The 19,608-nt window shown below is 27.9% G+C and carries 20 protein-coding genes; 17 read left to right on the top strand and 3 right to left on the bottom strand.

The window, feature by feature from the left end; genetic code table 11:
• Window positions 1–109: 109 nt before the first annotated feature.
• Window positions 110–544, bottom strand: coding sequence for a hypothetical protein (locus EJJ37_RS18035; RefSeq protein ID WP_133016873.1), 435 nt, complete (start codon window positions 542–544; stop codon window positions 110–112).
• A gap of 145 nt (window positions 545–689) precedes the next feature.
• Here EJJ37_RS18035 and EJJ37_RS18030 point away from each other — a divergent pair, with 145 nt between their 5' ends.
• Complete coding sequence (locus EJJ37_RS18030) at window positions 690–1,295, top strand: hypothetical protein (protein ID WP_133016872.1); 606 nt, start codon at window positions 690–692, stop codon at window positions 1,293–1,295.
• A 34-nt stretch (window positions 1,296–1,329) separates the two neighbouring features.
• On the opposite strand, the gene EJJ37_RS18025 is transcribed toward EJJ37_RS18030, so the two are convergent.
• Complete coding sequence (locus EJJ37_RS18025; protein ID WP_133016871.1) at window positions 1,330–1,719, bottom strand: PadR family transcriptional regulator; 390 nt, start codon at window positions 1,717–1,719, stop codon at window positions 1,330–1,332.
• 152 nt (window positions 1,720–1,871) lie between these two features.
• Here EJJ37_RS18025 and EJJ37_RS18020 point away from each other — a divergent pair, with 152 nt between their 5' ends.
• The 10 genes from EJJ37_RS18020 (at window position 1,872) to EJJ37_RS17975 (ending at window position 12,081) form a co-directional block, all read left to right on the top strand.
• Entirely contained in the window at window positions 1,872–2,126 is a 255-nt protein-coding gene (locus EJJ37_RS18020) for a ground-like protein (RefSeq protein WP_133016870.1), read from the top strand.
• A gap of 121 nt (window positions 2,127–2,247) precedes the next feature.
• Window positions 2,248–2,925, top strand: coding sequence for a hypothetical protein (locus EJJ37_RS18015; protein WP_133016869.1), 678 nt, complete (start codon window positions 2,248–2,250; stop codon window positions 2,923–2,925).
• A gap of 55 nt (window positions 2,926–2,980) precedes the next feature.
• Window positions 2,981–3,751: a ClpP family protease gene (locus EJJ37_RS18010; protein WP_133016868.1), complete on the top strand. Its 771-nt coding sequence runs from the start codon at window positions 2,981–2,983 to the stop codon at window positions 3,749–3,751.
• Window positions 3,752–3,878: 127 nt separating this feature from the next.
• Window positions 3,879–6,260 (top strand): FtsK/SpoIIIE family DNA translocase, encoded by a 2,382-nt coding sequence (locus EJJ37_RS18005; protein ID WP_133016867.1) that lies wholly within the window; start codon window positions 3,879–3,881, stop codon window positions 6,258–6,260.
• Window positions 6,261–6,333: 73 nt separating this feature from the next.
• The gene (rimO, locus tag EJJ37_RS18000) at window positions 6,334–7,671 is read left to right on the top strand and encodes a 30S ribosomal protein S12 methylthiotransferase RimO (protein ID WP_133016866.1); all 1,338 of its coding nucleotides are present in this window, start codon (window positions 6,334–6,336) and stop codon (window positions 7,669–7,671) included.
• Window positions 7,655–8,242: a CDP-diacylglycerol--glycerol-3-phosphate 3-phosphatidyltransferase gene (gene pgsA / locus EJJ37_RS17995; protein ID WP_133016865.1), complete on the top strand. Its 588-nt coding sequence runs from the start codon at window positions 7,655–7,657 to the stop codon at window positions 8,240–8,242. Before rimO ends, pgsA begins: the two co-directional genes overlap by 17 nt.
• A 168-nt stretch (window positions 8,243–8,410) precedes the next feature.
• Entirely contained in the window at window positions 8,411–9,448 is a 1,038-nt protein-coding gene (gene recA / locus EJJ37_RS17990; protein ID WP_133016864.1) for a recombinase RecA, read from the top strand.
• A gap of 281 nt (window positions 9,449–9,729) precedes the next feature.
• Window positions 9,730–11,256, top strand: a complete 1,527-nt coding sequence (rny, locus tag EJJ37_RS17985; protein ID WP_133016874.1) for a ribonuclease Y — start codon at window positions 9,730–9,732, stop codon at window positions 11,254–11,256.
• Window positions 11,257–11,420: 164 nt separating this feature from the next.
• On the top strand, window positions 11,421–11,681 hold the full coding sequence (locus EJJ37_RS17980) for a stage V sporulation protein S (RefSeq protein ID WP_005212907.1): 261 nt from the start codon (window positions 11,421–11,423) through the stop codon (window positions 11,679–11,681).
• A 139-nt stretch (window positions 11,682–11,820) separates the two neighbouring features.
• Window positions 11,821–12,081, top strand: coding sequence for an HPr family phosphocarrier protein (locus tag EJJ37_RS17975; RefSeq protein ID WP_042398687.1), 261 nt, complete (start codon window positions 11,821–11,823; stop codon window positions 12,079–12,081).
• Window positions 12,082–12,138: 57 nt separating this feature from the next.
• On the opposite strand, the gene EJJ37_RS17970 is transcribed toward EJJ37_RS17975, so the two are convergent.
• The gene (locus EJJ37_RS17970) at window positions 12,139–12,363 is read right to left on the bottom strand and encodes a DUF378 domain-containing protein (protein WP_133016863.1); all 225 of its coding nucleotides are present in this window, start codon (window positions 12,361–12,363) and stop codon (window positions 12,139–12,141) included.
• A gap of 137 nt (window positions 12,364–12,500) precedes the next feature.
• Between EJJ37_RS17970 and purB the strand changes: the two genes are divergently transcribed.
• The 6 genes from purB to EJJ37_RS17940 all read left to right on the top strand — a co-directional run.
• Window positions 12,501–13,931 carry an adenylosuccinate lyase gene (purB, locus tag EJJ37_RS17965; RefSeq protein ID WP_133016862.1) on the top strand — a complete coding sequence of 477 codons (1,431 nt, stop codon included), beginning with the start codon at window positions 12,501–12,503 and terminating at the stop codon, window positions 13,929–13,931.
• Between the two features lie 132 nt (window positions 13,932–14,063).
• Entirely contained in the window at window positions 14,064–15,905 is a 1,842-nt protein-coding gene (locus EJJ37_RS17960; protein ID WP_133016861.1) for a hypothetical protein, read from the top strand.
• 113 nt (window positions 15,906–16,018) lie between these two features.
• Window positions 16,019–17,941 (top strand): ABC-F family ATP-binding cassette domain-containing protein, encoded by a 1,923-nt coding sequence (locus EJJ37_RS17955; RefSeq protein WP_133016860.1) that lies wholly within the window; start codon window positions 16,019–16,021, stop codon window positions 17,939–17,941.
• Window positions 17,942–18,028: 87 nt separating this feature from the next.
• A complete protein-coding gene (locus tag EJJ37_RS17950; RefSeq protein ID WP_133016859.1) occupies window positions 18,029–18,640 on the top strand; it encodes an acetate uptake transporter in 612 nt (203 codons plus the stop codon).
• A 109-nt stretch (window positions 18,641–18,749) separates the two neighbouring features.
• On the top strand, window positions 18,750–18,938 hold the full coding sequence (locus EJJ37_RS17945; protein ID WP_133016858.1) for a hypothetical protein: 189 nt from the start codon (window positions 18,750–18,752) through the stop codon (window positions 18,936–18,938).
• Window positions 18,939–19,347: 409 nt separating this feature from the next.
• Window positions 19,348–19,608 (top strand): site-specific integrase (locus tag EJJ37_RS17940; protein WP_338032285.1); only part of this gene is annotated, 261 nt, incomplete at its 3' end.

The raw sequence follows: 19,608 nt of genomic DNA, 5'->3' as shown, positions 1-19,608 counted from the left end.
AAAGCCCCTTTAGGGGTAGCCAGTAAAAATATGCGGTTGGCAAACCGTTCGACGTGCGAGTAGCACAGCCAGTAACAGAGCCTTATAGGCGTAGAGCAAACCACCCGTTTTACGGGTGGTCCTGATTAACTATGCTAGATAGACGTAGTTCGCCGTTATCTAAAACTCTTATAAACCATTTAAAGTTTGTACTGTTTGAATTATTTTCAAAGTTTATTATGTTTTTTTCTGATAGTATAGGAATTAATATTGTATCATTCAATTTATTTTGAGTATTTATAAAAATAGAGCCTTCATAATCTGTAAAATAAGAACAAAGAGGGTTTAAGTCAAGGGTTATTGTATTTGGGAGTTCTTTAGTAAATGGACAAACAAACTCCTCTCTATTTTTAGTGTTTTTAATGATTATCATTGAAAAGTTTACGTGTTCATAATCTTTAGGTGAAAAGTAAAGAATTAGTTTATTATTGTTTTTAATACATTTTTCTAGGGAAATCCTTTTTATATATGATGACTTGATATAATTATTCATTGCAAATGACAATATATTCTCTCCTATAAAATTATTATTAATAAATATATTATGCAAAAATTAAAAAATAGATATAAAATATTAAAATTATAAAAATAATATTTTATGTGATAATGATAATACTAATACTAATATTATAAATAAGGAGTGATTTTTTTTGCCTATTGCACTTGTTACTGCTTTAATATCAGCTGGAGGATTAATATTAGGTTCGGTAATTGGAGCCATTTGTAGCTGGTTTATAAGTAAATTTTCATTGAATGAGCAAAAAAGAATTCAAAAGGAAAATTTAACTTATCAACAGCAGTGTAAATGTCAAGAAAAATATATTAATGCTAGTATTATTAGGCTAGATTTTTGTAATGCGATTTATCAAAGCATAAGATATTTGCAGAAGGAGGAAAAGTATAGTTTTTATAGTTCTATCCCTATTTATAAAGAATATCATAAAATAGTTGCCTCTTTATGTGATGAGTATTCATTAAAAGAATTAAGCTATATTTATCAATTATATGGTGTTCTAGAAGAATGCTCTAAAATGGTAGAATTCTATTGGAAAAGTGGTTCCTCAGATAATATTGCTCTGAGAAATTCTTATAGGAATGTATTAGAAAAGATTTATGGGGATAATTACCTTAAAGTTTTATCTAAGAATATTGATGATATTAGTTATAAAGAGTTATATAGTGATTCTTTAATGAAAGATGGCTATAGATATATTCTTAAATCTTTAGATGAAATTTGTGAGATAGAACACGAATAAAAAAGATGATGGATATTACTCATCATCTTTTGCTTCATTTTAACATTTCAATCATTAGATCCAAAGTGTTTTTAGTCTTTTTTAAGTTATCTATATAATCTGCTATATGATGTTTATAATAATAAACTCCATCATCGGTAATAGAATAAATCTTTTTGCTTCGTTTATTTAAAAAATCATCGCCTGTCCATTTGCTTATTACATATCCTTTACTTTCAAGATCATATAAAGTTTCATAAATTGTACTTGATGATACTGGAAAAGGTAAATTTGAATTTTGGAATACATCTTTAAAGGCTTCTAATACTTTATTGCCAAATATAACTTCTCCTTTTGATAATTCCTTTAATATATAAAATGAATATAACATTTTTGTGTTTACAACATTTCTAGGTGCTATAAGTCTATTTCGATTGGTATTCATACATGTATCACTCCTTAGATTACCATATATGATTATAATAACAAAAAAAATAAATGATGTCTAATTATAAAGAATTATATTTAGATTAGTGAACATAAAAAAGTGAAATTGAATACTATATATTAAAGTACCAATGATAGGAGATGGGAAACATGTCAAAGAAGTGTTGTTGTAGAAGAAACAATTGCTGCAGAAACAATTGTTGCTGCACTTGTTGTAACCCTTGCAATTTTAATAATTGTGGTTGTGGAGGTTTCAATAATTGCGGTGGCTGTGGAGGTTTCGGTAATTGTGGTGGCTTTGGTAATTGCGGTGGCTTTGGCAATTGTGGCGGCTTTGGTGGCGGCTGCGGTGGCTGGGCTTGGTGGATAATTTTATTATTATTCTTCGGTGGCGGTTGCTGGTAATTTATAGCTTAGTGTACCAAAAAGTGTATCAAACTTTTGGTACACTTTTTTATTAATCATAAATTTATTTATGCGATTATGGGAAAACTATTTTAGAAAGAAACTCTAGAGGTGTTGTTAGATGAGAAAAAATATATTTCTATTTAGCTTAATATTAACTATGCTAATAACTTTAAATTTTAATATGGCATATGCAGAACCAAATGAAAATGTAGAACAGAATGAAGAGAGAGAGAATGAGCCATACAAAACTTTAGAAGAGTTAAAAAAGGAATTAAAGGAAGAAAGGAGACAAATAGATCAACAAAGATTAGAGGAAATTAGAAAGAAGGAACAGGAAAAGAGAGAACAGTTAGGTGAAACTGAAAATTTAGAAAAGAATGATGGTAATGAAAAGAAAAAAAGTGAAGAAAAAAGGAGTAAAGAAAGTGAGTATATACCATCATTGATAGTAAGGTTGAGAGGTAAACATTCAGCTAAATATTTATGCTCATATCATTTTGTGATAGAAGATGATAATGCTGAAAGTGAACTTGATAAAACTAATTTTGATGATTATCAAATACTTTTGAAAAAACCTTCTTTGAAAGTTAGAGCTGGAGAAGTAATAAACTTTGAGTTTAGTGAGAAGCCTATTAAAGTTAGAGCCTATATTTGGGGTGATGAAATTAAAGAATTACAAATGAAAAGAGGTACTATAAAGGTTCCGCAATTAGATGAAAAAATAGTAGTTGGAGTTGAAGGTACATATAAAAATGGAAAAATACTTTATGCCGTTGTTTTAGATGTTAGAGGCTAATGTGTATTAAAAGTATTTATTAGAATTAAATATTATATTATGGAGGAAAAGTAAAATGAACGAAGAAACTTATGAAAAAAATATTTATCAAGAATTAAAATGCGCCAATATAAATGAAGAAGAAAAGACAGAGAGTAATGAAGATGAAAAATTAAAAAAGGAACAAGCAAAGGTTTCTGAAATAAAAGAATTAGGAACTAATAATATGTCAGGGCCTGATCAAAGTATTCAAATTTTACCGATAATTGGGCAAATTGAAGGTCATGTAGTTTTACCACCACAAACTAAAGCTACAAAATATGAACATATAATACCACAATTAATTTCTATGGAGCAAAATGATAAAGTAAAAGGAATATTAATTGTATTAAATACAGTGGGTGGAGATGTTGAAGCAGGTTTGGCTATTGCGGAAATGATATGTTCTTTATCAAAACCAACAGTTTCTATTGTAATTGGTGGTGGTCATTCTATAGGAGTTCCTTTAGCGACTTCAGCAGATTATTCATTTATTACTCCATCAGCAACTATGATAGTTCACCCTGTTAGAATGAATGGTTTTGTAATTGGAGTAGCACAAACATTCCACTATTTTAAGAAGATGCAAGAACGTATAAATAACTTTATTGTGAGAACATCTAAAATAGATAAGGATGAACTAGAAAGAATGATGTTAAAATCAGACGAATTACTAAATGATATGGGAACTATTTTAATTGGAGAGCAGGCGGTAGAATGTGGATTAATAGATAGTGTTGGTGGAATTAAGGATGCTCTAGATAAATTAGATGAGCTTATAAGAAATAATCAAGAGAAAGATAAATAAAGTAAAATAAAAAAGAAATTCCGATTAAGGAGTTTCTTTTTTATTTGAAATATGTTTAAAATATTTATAGGCTATAATATAATAAAATTTGCTAAAAATGATGTTTTTTTAATATAGAGGTGATTTGATGGGAACAGGGAGTAAAAAAAGAAATACAAAAAAGAAAGGTAGTGAATCTACTGAGAAAAAGGGGGATGTTAAAGCGGTATTATATATAGCTATAGGAATATTATTGGCCTTTTCAACTTATACAGATCTAGCTGGAGTTTTATCTGTAATATGTAGAAAAACAATGTATAATATGTTTGGAGTTATAGTATATCTAATTCCTTTGTATCTTATTTATTTTGGTATAGATACAATAAGATCTAAAGGGACAATAAAGTATTCTAGAAGATTTTTTAGTGTTACAGTAATTGCCATAGTTGTATGGCTGTTTTGTAGTACTATGTCAATTCAATTTATCAGTGGGTCAGCATATAATAATGAAGGTTTTTTAGAAATGATTAAAAAATTTAATTTTTCTAACAATTATTCTCTTCATGGTGGATTTTTTGGGTTTCTAATTACATATCCATTATCAAAGCTAATAGGATATATAGGAAGTTATATATTATATAGTACTTTATTTTTAATAGGCATGATATTATTAATGGATATAACTTTATATGATATATATGTGAAAATGAAAAAGATGATAACTGCCTTTATAGGAGTTAGTTTTGCTAAAAGCGAAGTTAAGAAAGAGAATATTAGAAAGAAGAGAGAAAAAAGTATTAATAGTGATACTATTGAAGTTATCGTTCCTGATGGAAAAAATGAAAAAGATGAATTTATCAAGGGGATAAATAACAAAATACAAATTCTTGATTTCATGAGAAACTCTGAGTTGCAAGATGTAAATCCTCTTCAAAATTTTAATTTAGATGATTCTGAAGTTTATACTAGAAATAGTACAGCTGATAGTGAAATTAATAGTTCAAAAAAGAATAGTAAAAAATTATCTCATGAAGATAAAGAGGTTGTAAGTAAGGAGATAGAGCATTCAATAAATGGAGTAGGTGAAATTGCAAAGAAAGATTACCTATTCCCTAGTATGGATTTATTGAATATAAACTCTAAACTTAAATTAAAGAATGAGGATAAAAAAGATTTAATTGAAAATGCAAATAAATTAGAAGAAACTCTTTCTAATTTTGGAGTAGAGGCTAAAGTAGTACAAGTTACTAAAGGGCCTTCTGTTACTAGATTTGAATTACAGCCAAGTCCAGGAGTTAAAGTATCAAAAATAGTTAACTTACAAGATGATATTGCTTTAGGCTTGGCGGCGAATGGAGTTAGAATGGAAGCGCCGATTCCGGGTAAAGCAGCTATTGGTATTGAGGTTCCGAATAAAAAGCAATCGCCTGTATTTTTAAGAGAGGTTCTTGATTCTAAAGAGTTCACAAATACTAATAAAAATTTAGCTTTTGCCTTAGGAAAAGATATTACTGGAAAATGTATAGTTGGTGATTTAAGTAAGATGCCACATATGTTAATAGCTGGGGCTACTGGATCGGGAAAGTCTGTTTGTATAAATTCACTTATAATAAGTTTATTATATAAGTATTCTCCAGAACAGGTGAAACTTCTTATGGTAGACCCTAAAGTTGTAGAATTAAGTGTTTATAATGGAATACCTCACTTGCTAATTCCGGTTGTAACAGATCCTAAAAAAGCTGCAGGTGCTCTTAATTGGGCAGTTAATGAGATGAACAAGAGATATAACTTATTCTCTCAAATGAAGGTAAAAAATATAGAATCATATAATAAACTTTTTGACAAAGGTGAAATACAAGAAAAGTTACCTTATATAGTAGTAATTGTAGATGAGCTTGCAGATTTAATGATGGCATGTCCGAATGATGTAGAAGATTATATTTGTAGGTTAGCACAAATGGCTAGAGCGGCAGGAATGCACTTAATTATAGCTACACAAAGGCCATCTGTAGATGTAATAACTGGTGTTATAAAAGCTAATATTCCTTCTAGAGTTTCTTTTGCTGTTTCCTCTGGAACAGATTCAAGAACTATATTAGATCAAGTGGGAGCTGAAAAACTTCTTGGTAGGGGGGATATGCTTTATTATCCTATAGGTGAAAATAAACCAGTTAGGGTTCAAGGGGCATTTATTTCTGAAGAAGAAGTTGAAAATGTAGTTGAATTTATAAAGCAATCTGATGAGGATATAGATTATTCGGAAGATATATTAAATCATATAAATAATGAAGTTACTGCTGAGAGTGTAATAACAAATGAGGGGGATGAATTATTAGAAGAGGCTATGAAAATAGTTGTTGAATATCAACAAGCTTCAACATCTTTTATACAAAGAAAATTAAGAGTTGGATTTAATAGGGCATCTAGAATAATGGATGAATTGGAAGAACGTGGTATAATTTCTGAAAAGGATGGAAGTAAACCAAGACAAGTATTAATTGAAAAAGAGGATATGTACGATAATCAATAGTATAAAAGACTTGTAAATATAAGATAGTTAAATTACAATAAATATTATTATTTGAACTTAGGAGGAAATTATTTTGGAAAAATATAAAGTTGGAATGGTCAGCTTAGGCTGCGATAAAAATAGAGTTGATTCAGAATTAATATTAGGGTCTATAAATAAACACTATGAGATAACTAATGATGCAAAGGAAGCAGACATAATTATTGTTAATACATGTGGGTTTATAGAAAGTGCTAAACAAGAATCTATTGATACAATTTTAGAGATGGCAGAATATAAAAACAAATATAAATGTAAAATGTTAATTGCTACAGGATGTCTAACTCAAAGATATGGAGATGAGTTATTAGAGTTAATTCCTGAAATAGACATATTAATGGGTGTTAATGATTATATGAAATTACACAGATTAATATTAGACTTTATAAAAGATCAGAAAAGAATTTCATCAGCAACTTATAGTGATGAAGGAATTAATGAAGGAATTAGATTATTAACAACTAAGCAACATACTGCATATGTTAGAATTGCTGAAGGGTGTAATAATTTCTGTACTTATTGTATAATTCCTAAAATTAGAGGAAAGTTTAGAAGTAGGCTAGAAAAAAATATTTTAGATGAAGTAAAGATGCTAGTTGATAATGGGGTTAAGGAAATAATTTTAATTGCTCAGGATTTAACTGATTATGGAGTTGATATTTATGGAAAAAGAATGCTTCATGATTTAATATCTAAAATATCTAAAGTAGAAGGTGTTGAGTGGATAAGACTATTATATTGTTATCCAGAAGAAATTACAGATGAGTTAATTGAGGAAATTGCTAGAAATGAAAAAGTTGTTAAATATTTAGATTTACCAATCCAACATATAAGTAGTAGTGTTTTAAAGCAAATGGGTAGAAGAACTAATAAGGAAGCTATTATTAGTAAAATTGATACTTTAAGAAGTAAAGTCCCAGGAATAGCGTTGAGAACATCTTTGATTGTTGGATTCCCTGGTGAAACGGATGAAAATTTTGAAGAGCTAGAGAAGTTCTTAGAAGATTATAAGCTTGAAAATGTTGGTGTGTTTGCATACTCTCAAGAAGAAGATACTCCAGCTGCAAAAATGGAGTGTCAAGTTGATGAAGAGGTTAAGATACAACGACAAAAGAAACTAATGGCAGTTCAAAGAGAGGTAGTTAAAGAACAAAATAAATTGAAAATAGGAAATATATATGATACTATTATAGATGGAAATAATGGAGAATATTACATTGGAAGAAGCTACGAAATGGCTCCTGAAATTGATGGTCTTATTTACATAAAGAAAGAAAAATCATTAAATTTAGGTGATATAGTAAAAGTTAAGATTCATGATGTTATGGAGTACGATTTAATGGGAGAGGTTTTAGATGAATTTAGCAAATAAATTGACAATGATTAGAATATTTTTAGTGCCTGTCTTCTTAGTTTTTATAACTGTAAAAGAAATTCCATATGGATCAATAATAGCAACTATAGTATTTGTTATAGCATCGCTAACTGATCAATTGGATGGGCATATAGCTAGAAGTAGAAATCAAATAACTAATTTTGGTAAATTTATGGATCCGTTAGCAGATAAGTTATTAGTAACAGCTGCATTGGTTTCTTTAGTTGAACTTAAGTTAGTAGCAGGTTGGGCTGTAGTTGTGATTCTAGCAAGAGAATTTGCAGTATCAGGATTAAGAACATTAGCCGCATCAGATGGTATAGTTATTGCAGCTAGTTGGTGGGGAAAAATTAAAACAGTAACACAGATGATTGCTATACTGTTATTATTATTGAAGGTGAATATTAATACATCAGCAAGTGCAATAAGTTTTGTGAATAATAATAGTTTCTTAAAAGGTTTCTTTACTTACGTACCAGAAACTATAATGTTTATAGCTGTTTTAATAACAATAGTTTCAGGAATTGATTATTTCATAAAAAATAAACATGTAATTTCTATGAAATAGAAGTTTAAGAATAGCTTAAATGGATATAATTTTAAAAAAAGGTTCCTTCTATATTTTATAGTAGGAACTTTTAATATATAAAAAATATAATAAATGTTGACTATAAATTAAATATAAATTATAATTTAGACATAGAAGAACAAATGTTCATGAAAGGGTGGTTATTTTATGGCAAATATAGATGAAAATAAGTTAAAAGCAATTGAGAATGCGATGAGTCAAATTGAAAAACAATTTGGTAAAGGTTCTATAATGAAATTAGGTGAACATAGCACTTTGAATGTAGATTCAATTTCAACTGGTTGCCTTGATTTAGATATAGCTTTAGGAATTGGTGGAGTTCCAAGAGGAAGAATAATAGAAATTTATGGACCAGAAAGTTCAGGTAAGACAACAGTTGCATTACACGTAGCTGCAGAAGCGCAAAAATTAGGAGGAGCAGTAGCTTTCGTAGATGCTGAGCATGCTTTAGATCCTAGTTATGCAAGAAATGTAGGAGTAGATACAGAAAATCTTATAGTATCTCAACCAGATACTGGAGAACAAGGGCTTGAAATTGCAGAGGCTTTAGTTAGATCAGGGGCTATAGATGTTCTTGTAGTTGACTCAGTTGCGGCTTTAGTTCCAAGAGCTGAAATAGAAGGTGAAATGGGAGATTCTCACGTTGGATTACAAGCTAGATTAATGTCTCAAGCATTAAGAAAATTAACTGGTACTATTAATAAATCTAAATGTGTAGTTATTTTTATAAATCAATTAAGAGAAAAAGTTGGAGTTATGTTTGGAAATCCAGAAACAACTACAGGGGGAAGAGCTCTTAAATTCTATTCAAGTGTAAGAATGGATGTAAGAAGAATTGATTCAATAAAACAAGGTGATGAAATTGTTGGTAACAGAACAAGAGTTAAGATAATGAAAAATAAGGTTGCTCCTCCATTCAAACAAGCTGAATTTGATATAATGTATAATGAAGGTATTTCTAGAACAGGAAATATAGTTGATGTTGGTGTTAAAGAAAATATTGTTCAAAAGAGTGGGGCTTGGTTCTCTTATGGTGATATAAGATTAGGGCAAGGTAGAGAAAATGCTAAGCAATATTTAAAGGAAAATCCAGAAGTTGCATTAGAAATCGAAAATAAAATAAGAGCAAAGTATGAATTGCCATTAATGGAAGATAAAAATATAGAGAAAAAAGAAAATAAATAAGTAATAAAAAGGGCTATATAATGAATATTAATTATATAGTCCTTTAATATATCTGTCTAAATGGGGGAATACTAAAAAGGAAGCGTATAACTATAGTTTCTTATAGGTATATAACAAGGAACTAATCTTGACATAATTTTGTTTTTAAGGTAAAATAATAACAAATACTGGTTTATCATATTCATAGGGACAGTGAGAATAATATGGCACCTAGACGTTCTCTATTCATTTATAAATAGAGATTTATACGAGGAGGTGTTAGTTTGGATAAGATATTACCAATGATATTGGTTGATATTTTGTTATTAGTAGTATTCGGTTTTATCGTATACAAAGCTATACAAAAAGCCACACAAAATAAAGTTTTATTTTTAGAAAAAGAAGCTAATGAGTTAGTAGAAAATGCTAAAAGAGAAGCTGAAGCAACTAAAAAGGAATCTATTTTAGAGGCGAAAGAAGAAGTTCACAGACTAAGAAATGATTTAGACAGAGATTCTCGTGAGAGAAGAAATGAAATTCAAAGGCTTGAAAGAAGAATTCTTCAAAGAGAAGAATCTTTAGACAAAAAGAGTGATCTTTTAGAAAAGAAAGAAGAGACTATCAATAAGAGATTGCAAGAAATTGATCAAATGGAAGAAAATATTCAGCAGTTATATGTAAAAAGAAGAGAAGAATTAGAGAGAATTTCAACTTTAACATCTGAAGAAGCAAAAGAGATACTTCTTGGAGAAGTTAGAAAAGAAGTTTCTCATGATGCAGCTTTAATGATTAAAGATATTGAATCAAAAGCTAAGGAAGAAGCTGATAAAAAGGCGAGGGAAATTATAACTACTGCAATTCAAAGATGTGCAGCTGATCATGTATCTGAATCAACAGTTCATGTTGTTGCATTACCAAATGATGAGATGAAAGGCAGAATTATTGGAAGAGAAGGTAGAAACATAAGAACACTCGAAACATTAACAGGAGTAGACTTAATAATTGATGATACTCCAGAAGCGGTTATTTTATCTAGCTTTGATCCTATAAGAAGAGAAGTAGCTAGAATAGCACTTGAAAAATTAATTGTAGATGGAAGAATACATCCAGCTAGAATTGAAGAAATGGTTGAAAGAGCCAAAAAAGATGTTGAAAATGATATTAAAGAAGAAGGCGAACAAGCGACTTTAGAAACAGGTGTACATGGTTTACATCCTGAAATTATAAGACTTTTAGGAAGATTAAAGTATAGAACTAGCTATGGTCAAAATGTATTAAAACATTCAATAGAAGTTGCATACTTAGCAAGTGTAATGGCTTCAGAATTAGGTCTTGATGTAAATTTAGCTAAGAGAGCTGGATTATTGCATGACATTGGTAAGGCAATAGATCAAGAACAAGAAGGACCTCATGCTTTAATTGGAGGAGATTTTGCTAAAAAGTATCATGAATCACCTTTAGTTGTTAATGCAATTGCAGCGCATCATGGTGATGTAGAAATGATGTCTTTAGAAGCTGTTTTAGTTCAAGCAGCTGATGCAATATCAGCAGCTAGACCTGGTGCAAGAAGAGAGACACTAGAAGCTTATATTAAGAGATTAGAGAAACTTGAAGAAATTGCAAATTCTTATGAGGGCGTAGATAAGTCATATGCCATTCAAGCTGGAAGAGAAATTAGAATCATGGTTAAACCAGAACAATTAGACGATGCTGGTTCGATTGAATTAGCTCGTGATTTAGCTAAAAGTGTTGAAGAACAATTAGAGTATCCAGGGCAAATTAAGATTAATGTAATAAGAGAAATAAGAGCTGTGGATTTTGCTAAATAAATAAAAAAATACATTTTGTATGAGTACAAAATGTATTTTTTTTAATTTGTAAAATTTTTTTAAATAAAAGAAGGAACTTTAAGTATTTTGTAGAATATATAATCATATAAGTAATTATACGTCATTAGATGTAAACGATTTTAAATCGGGAGGTAGAAATACAAATGGAAGTATTAAAAGTATCAACAAAATCAAACCCAAATTCAGTGGCAGGTGCTCTAGCAGCAATCATTAAAGAAAAGAATATCGTAGAGATACAAGCTGTAGGTGCAGGGGCGATAAATCAAGCGGTAAAGGCTATAGCAATTGCGAGGGGCTTTGTAGCACCAAGTGGAAGAGATATAGTATGTGTGCCTGCCTTTACAGATATTGAAATTGATGGAGAGGAAAGAACTGCAATAAAACTAATTGTTCAACCTAGATAAGTAAATAAAAAACATATTTGAGAATGAAAAAAACTTAACTTTTTTATTAAAAAGTATTTTGGTATTGAAATTCTTTAAAAGACAGTATATAATGTAATCGTTAGATATATAATATATTATACGTAAAGAGGTGTGTTTAATGGTATCTAAAGAAGTAATAGTGAACAATGGAACTGGTTTACATGCAAGACCAGCGACTTTATTAGTTAAGAAGGCTTCATCTTTCAAGTCTGATGTAAGCATTGAATTTAACGGAAAGAAAGCTAATGTTAAGAGCTTAATCGGTGTTTTATCATTAGGAGTTACTAAAGGAGCTAACATCACAGTAACAGCTAGTGGTGATGATGAAACTTTAGCAGCTGAAGAAATCGCTAAATTAATCGAAACTTTAGAAGACTAAAATAAAAAAAGTGCTTTATGCACTTTTTTTATTTTCCTATTTTTTATGTAGTAAAAGTTAATTATTGTTTGTTATTTTAAAAATATTACATCTAAATAGAAGAGAAATTAAGTCAATAGCACCTATTAGAATAAGTATATATATTATTCTAAATATGATAACATTATTACCCACTAAAGAAGCTATAATATTAGTACTAAAAAGTCCTATACCACCGCAATTGATTGAGCCTAATAAAACAAGAATGGCCGATAGCTTATCAAAGAAGTTTAACTTACACATAATAAATCCCCCATATTATATATTCATATAAAATAATATGAAAAGTTTTTAAAAATTATAACTAACAAAATAAATAAAAATATGGTATAATACGAATTATAAAAAATAAATAACAAGTAACATTCGGAGGTATTTAAATGACAAACTTATACAACTCGCCATTAAACTCAAGATATGCATCAAAGGAAATGAGTTATATATTTTCTGATGATATGAAATTTTCAACTTGGAGAAAGCTTTGGGTTGCTTTAGCTGAAGGTGAAAAAGAATTAGGATTAAATATTACAGATGAACAAATAAATGAATTAAAATCTAATATAAATAACATAAATTATGAAGAAGCAAGAAAGAAAGAAAAAGAAGTAAGACATGATGTTATGAGTCATGTTTATGCTTATGGATTGCAATGTCCAAATGCAAAAGGGATAATACATTTAGGAGCTACTAGTTGCTATGTTGGAGATAATACGGATATAATAATAATGAGAGATGCGTTATTATTAACTAAGAAGAAAATAGTTACTGTATTACATCATCTTTCTAATTTTGCAATGAAATATAAAGATATGCCTACTTTAGGGTTTACACATTTCCAACCTGCTCAATTAACGACTGTAGGTAAAAGAGCTTCATTATGGATGCAAGATTTGGTTTTAGATATAGAAAATATAGACTTCTTATTAACTAAATTAAAATTAAGAGGTGTAAAAGGCACAACTGGTACTCAAGCTAGTTTTATGAATTTATTTGAAGGTGATGAAAGTAAAGTTAAAGCATTAGATACATATGTTGCTGAGAAAATGGGGTTTGATAAGAGTTATGGAGTTACTGGTCAAACATATCCAAGAAAAGTTGATTCAATAGTTCTAAATACATTATCTGAAGTTGCTCAAAGTGCTTATAAATTTAGTAATGATTTAAGATTATTACAAAGTATGAAGGAAGTAGAAGAACCATTTGAGAAACATCAAATAGGATCGTCTGCAATGGCCTATAAGAGAAATCCTATGAGAAGTGAAAGAATAGGTGCACTTGCAAGAACTGTAATTGTAAATGCGTTAAATCCTGCAATAACAGCTTCTACTCAATGGTTTGAAAGAACATTAGATGATTCTGCTAATAAGAGAATATCTGTTGCAGAAGCATTTTTAGCATTAGATGGTGTATTAAATTTATATATTAATATTGCTGAAAATATGGTTGTATATGAAAAAGTAATTGCAAGTCATGTTAATAATGAATTACCATTTATGGCTACAGAAAACATAATGATGGAATCAGTTAAAAAAGGTGGAGATAGACAAGAGTTACATGAAAAAATAAGAGTACACTCTATGGCTGCTTCTCAAAGGGTTAAAGGTGAAGGATTAAATAATGACTTAATCGAAAGAATTATAGCAGATGAATCATTTAATTTAAGCAAAGAAGAAATCTTAGCTATTATAGATCCGCAAAAGTTTGTTGGAAGAGCTCCAAGTCAAGTTGTTGAATTTATAGAAGAGTATGTAGAACCTATTATAAAAGAAAATAAAGATGCCCTAGATATAAAGAGTGAAATTAATGTTTAATTATTTATAGAAAAACTCGCTTTAGGTATTATTTACCTAAAGCGAGTTTTTCTATTAAATTATCATTGATAGTAATGTAAATAGTAAAAAAATCATATCTTATAGTAATAATAGTATAAGGGGAATATTACAATGGATAGTGTTTACAGACTTATGTTAAATAATAAAGCTTTTGATGATATTGTTGAAAAATTAATAAATAAAAAGCATGTTGCAATAATAAAGGAAAATGAAGAATTTAATGAGATAATTAATTATTTTAATGAGTTTATAATAAATGAATTTGATAAGCAAAGTTTATCTACAATAATTAATGAAATTATACAGGATAATAATGATAAAAAATTAGATATTAAAAAAATGATAGTTTTAAGAAGACAAATAAATAATAGTGCAGAAAATATTATAAAAATATTTTCTGCATTTGTTAATAAGGATTCAATAAAATATTCTTTAAATGATTTATATTCAATTACTCATAAAAGTATTGAATTTAAAGATAAGGAGTTTGAATACTATTCTATATTAAGTAAATCACCGATAATTTTAGAATGTAATAGTTCGAAGGTAATTGAAGAGGTTAACTATTTAATAAAAAATAATTATGTAAATAGTTTTATTAAATATAAGAAATTTAAGAATAATAGGAAGTTTGATATAATAAGAGATGATATTAATAAAGATGATATCAATAAAGTTATAAAAAAGTTAAGTGGAATTTTAAATAATAATTTCGCATTTATACCACCAATTTATTTTAATGAATATACAAGTGATTTTGAGAATGAGAAAGTGTATTATAAAAATTATAGCAATGATCAGATTAAAGATATAGCGAAGAATATAAATTATAAACATAATAAAGAAATACTTGATAAAGCAGAAAATCTTAAATGGTATAATCATTTGGGAATTAGAAAATATAAAGAGATGCTTGCTAGAAAAAAAGAGTTATATGATGAGTATAAGGAAAAGGAAGACTTGATATTTAATCAATATATTGAAAACGTAGAATATTTGCAGATGTTTTTTGGTTCATTTTCCTTTATAAATAAAGTTTATAAAGATGAAGTTTTAGAAGAAATAAATAAGAATATTACAAATCAAGAGGAATTGTATAATTATATATATTATATTAAAGAAACATTATCTGTATATAAGGATTACTTATTATTGAAAAGTGATATTGAAATGTTGAATGAAACCTCAATGGAGCTTTTGGATTATATATATGAAAAGTTAACTAATAAAAAAGATTTAAAGAGTGTATTAGAATTTATACCTAATTATTACTGCTATAAGAATATAGAAGCTATAGAAGATGATAAGATAGATATAATAAATTCTTATAATAAAGTATATGAAAAAATAATTAAATTAAATGAAGCATTAAAATCATATAATAAGATTTTGTTAAAAGCCTTAAGAAAAAATTGTAATGAAGAAATTAAGAAGCTTTCAGTAGAAAATAATATAAAAATTAATGAATTGAATATTGATAAATTAACGAATGAAAGATATTCCAAAGAAAATATTGATTTTTTATTGAAAATATTTCCTATTATAATTCTAGATGAAAAAGAATATCTTGAACATAAAGATAAGATAGATGAAGTTTTTGATTTAGTTGTTAAACAATCAGCTTTAATAGATATATCAGATAGTGGACATGGAAAAGATAATGAGAGTGGTAATGAAAAATTAGATAGAAGTATATTTAAAATGCTTAATAATTTAGGATATACTATTTTTCAAAAAGAAGATGATATTTCAATTATATATGTAGATTTTGAAAAGGCAGAAAATAAGGTTATATATATAAATAATAAAGATATTTTTGATTATAAAGAATTAATTAAAATAATAGATTTAATGAATTTAGGATGTAAAATAATTTTTGTATGGTATAGAAACTGGTGGATGAATAAAAATGAAGAGGTACAAAAAATCCACAAATTATTAAATGAACAATAAATTAATGAAAATGGCATCTATAAAAGGTGCCATTAATTTCGTATTAAATTTGAACTTCATTATTAAAATATGATAAAATTAGTGAATGAAATGAATAATCAAAGGAGAAAAAAATGAATTTATTAAATGTTGAAAATATTAATAAAACCTATAGTGAAAAAATATTATTAAATAATGTATCTTTTGGTATTAATGAAGGAGATAAAATTGGTATTATTGGTCTTAATGGTAGTGGAAAATCTACTTTATTAAAGATTGTTACTGGCAAGGACGAATTCTTTGATGGAGTTATAACTAAAGGAAAAGGTGTGAGAGTAGAATACTTAGAGCAAAATTCAGATTTTGATCCAAATGCAACAGTGCTTCAACAAATATTTAAAGGTGATACTCCAGAAATGAAATTATTAATGGAGTACGAGGAATTACTAGAAAAGGTAAGTAGTGATGGCTTTAGTGAAGAAGATAACAATAAGCTAATTAGAATTCAAGAAAAAATAGATACTTTGAATTTATGGAATTTAGAAAGTGAAGTAAAGGTAATATTAAATAAGCTTGGAATAACAGATTATACTATGAAAATGGGAGCCTTATCTGGTGGGCAAAAGAAAAGGGTATTTTTAGCCTCGGCTTTGATTAAACCTTGTGAATTGTTAGTTCTTGATGAACCTACAAACCATTTAGATTCCGATTCTATAGAGTGGTTAGAAGAGTATTTAAACAGTCGTAAAGGTGCTTTATTAATGATTACACATGATAGATATTTCTTAGATAGAGTATCTAATAAGATATTAGAATTAGATAGAGGAAATATATATCAATATTTAGGTAACTATAGTGACTTCTTAGAGAAGAAGGCTGAAAGATTAGAAATAGAAGCTGCATCTGAAGAAAAAAGACAAAAATTAATTATTAAAGAATTACAATGGGTAAGAAGAGGAGCTAAGGCTAGAACAACCAAACAGAAAGCTAGGCTTCAAAGATTTGATGATTTAGTTAATCAAGAGTATATAGCACCAAAACCAAGTCTTGAGATGTCTTTTATAGGAACTAGATTAGGTAAGAAAATTATTGAGTTGCATGATATAAGCAAAAGTTACGGTGAAAAGAAGCTTATAAATAAATTTAATTACACTATCTTGAAAGAAGATAGAATTGGGATAATAGGGGATAATGGAGTTGGGAAGACAACATTATTAAATATAATAAAAGGTTCAATTAAACCTGATAATGGAGATATAGAAGTAGGGGAAACTGTAAAAATAGCCACATTTACACAAGATGATTCCCATATGGATTTATCTATGAAAGCTATAGATTATATAAAAGAAGGTGGAGAGTGGATACCTACAGAGGATGGAAGTAAAATAAGTGCATCTCAACTAGCTGAAAGATTTTTATTTGATGGAACAATGCAGTATACAATGATTGAAAAGTTATCAGGTGGGGAAAGAAGAAGATTACATCTTTTAAGAGTTTTAATGGAAGCTCCAAATGTTCTTATATTAGATGAGCCTACAAATGATCTTGATATAGAAACTTTAAAAATCTTAGAGGATTTTATTGATGAATTCGTTGGCGTAGTAATAGTTGTTTCTCATGATAGATATTTCTTAGATAGAATTTGTAATAAAATTTTCTCTTTTGAGAACAAAGGGTTAATTAATATATATAATGGAAATTATAGTGATTATCTAATAAATAAAGAAATTAAGTTTTTAAGAGAAAAAGAAGAGCAAAGCACTAAAGAAGAGAATACTAAGAAAAAGGAATATGTAAAGAATAAGGATGAAAGACCTAAATTTACATTTAAGGAACAAAAGGAATTTGAAAATATTTATAATGATATTGAAGCTATAGAAATGAAAATAGTTGAGATAGAAGAGGAAATGAATAAGAATTCTAGCAGTTATGGATTGTTGAACGAATTAGATCAGGAGAAAACAAAATTAGAAGAAGAGTTGTTAGAAAAATATGAACGCCAAGAGTATTTAGAGGATATAGCTAGAAGAATAGAGGAATATAATAATAATAAGTAATAAAATATTGACAAGATATTGAGTTTCTGATAATCTTGATTAGGTCATAATAAACGTTACTTAATAAGCGTTACATAGGAGGAAGAAATGGAAAACACACAAAAGGTAAAAATTGTTACTGCTGATCCGTCAGCATTAGGATTATTTGGATTAGCTATAATAACTTTAGTTGCTTCATCTCAAAAATTAGGATTAACATCAGGAGTATCTTTAGTATTACCATGGGCTATATTCTTAGGTGCAACAGCTCAATTATTTGCATGTATAAATGATTTTAAACATGACAATACTTTTGGAGCAACAGCATTCGGTGCTTATGCATTCTTCTGGTATTCAATGGGATTCACTTGGTTAATTCAAAACGGAGTATTTGGAGAAAAGTTAGCACAAGCTACAGACACTAAGCAATTAGGATTTGCATTTTTAGGATATTTAATATTTACTGTATTTATGACAGTAGGTGCTATGGAAACTCACAAGGTATTATTTACAATATTTGTTTTAATTGATTTCTTATTCATAGGATTATCATTAAATTCATTTGGTATTATGCCAGAATTAACACACGGAATAGCTGCGTGGTCTGAATTATTAATTGCAATAATGTCATTCTATGGTTCAGGAGCTGCTGTGTTAAATAAGCATTTTGGAAGAGTATTTTTACCAGTTGGAAAGCCTTTTGGGATTTTCAAAAAGTAAAAATCTATTTATAAAGTTGAGGGAAAGTTTGTATAAACTTTCCCTTTTTTCTTTATAAATTCAAAATGATGATGTATACTAAATATATAATTATACAAAGGAGTAAGTTATGAAAATTAAGATTACTATTAAAGGACAAAAGGAACCAATAATATATAGTGGTGATCGTATTGATGTTCTTGATTTTGAAATGAATGGAGAAAAATATAAGCAAATACGATATTTTAGAAAAGGTTTTTCTAAATCAGAATTATTGAAGGCTGATTTAGTTATTAAAATTGTAGAAGTTGAAAAATAAAACGTATTTTTATATGCGTTTTATTTTTTTTATCAACAAAAACAAGATGCTTGTTGAAATAAAATTTTAAATTTATATTTTTATAAAATGTATATTTTGTAATACGAAGAAAAAGTTGAAATTTAAAATATGACAGAATCGAAATATGAAATTGATGAAAAGTTAAGACGCTGGATTATAAAAATAAATTATTTAAGAATATTTTACAAAGAAGCTAAAAATAAAAGTAGGAGTTTAAAAGATAAAGATCTAATGTTATAAAAATAAATCTAAAATGTTAGAAAAATAGAGAAAAAACTCTAAAAATAATTTCGCTAAATAACCATTTAGCGAAATAAATCTTATTGTTAGCATAAAATTCCTATGATATAATGAAATTAATGCAAAATTGCATATAAGGGGGATTTAAATGACTGAAATATATAATTCAAATTTGAAAAAAACTAAAAGTAAAATTGATATAACTTCAATTATCAAAGATGATGAAAAATATATAAATAATATTAAAAACAGATTCGGTATTGAAGTTCAAGAAATAAATAAGCTTCCTAAAGTGATTATGGATTTTTTGAATTACTTAGAAACTATTAAAGGTAAATCAAAAAACACTATCGAAGCTTATAAAATAGATTTGTGTTTGTTATTTAAATATTTGAAGGTATATAAAGGT

It is taken from the genome of Clostridium cuniculi (assembly GCF_004353185.1).
Taxonomy (GTDB): Bacteria; Bacillota; Clostridia; order Clostridiales; family Clostridiaceae; genus Clostridium; species Clostridium cuniculi.
Note: the sequence above shows the minus strand (reverse complement) of the source record. Positions and strands in the feature narration are given on the sequence as shown.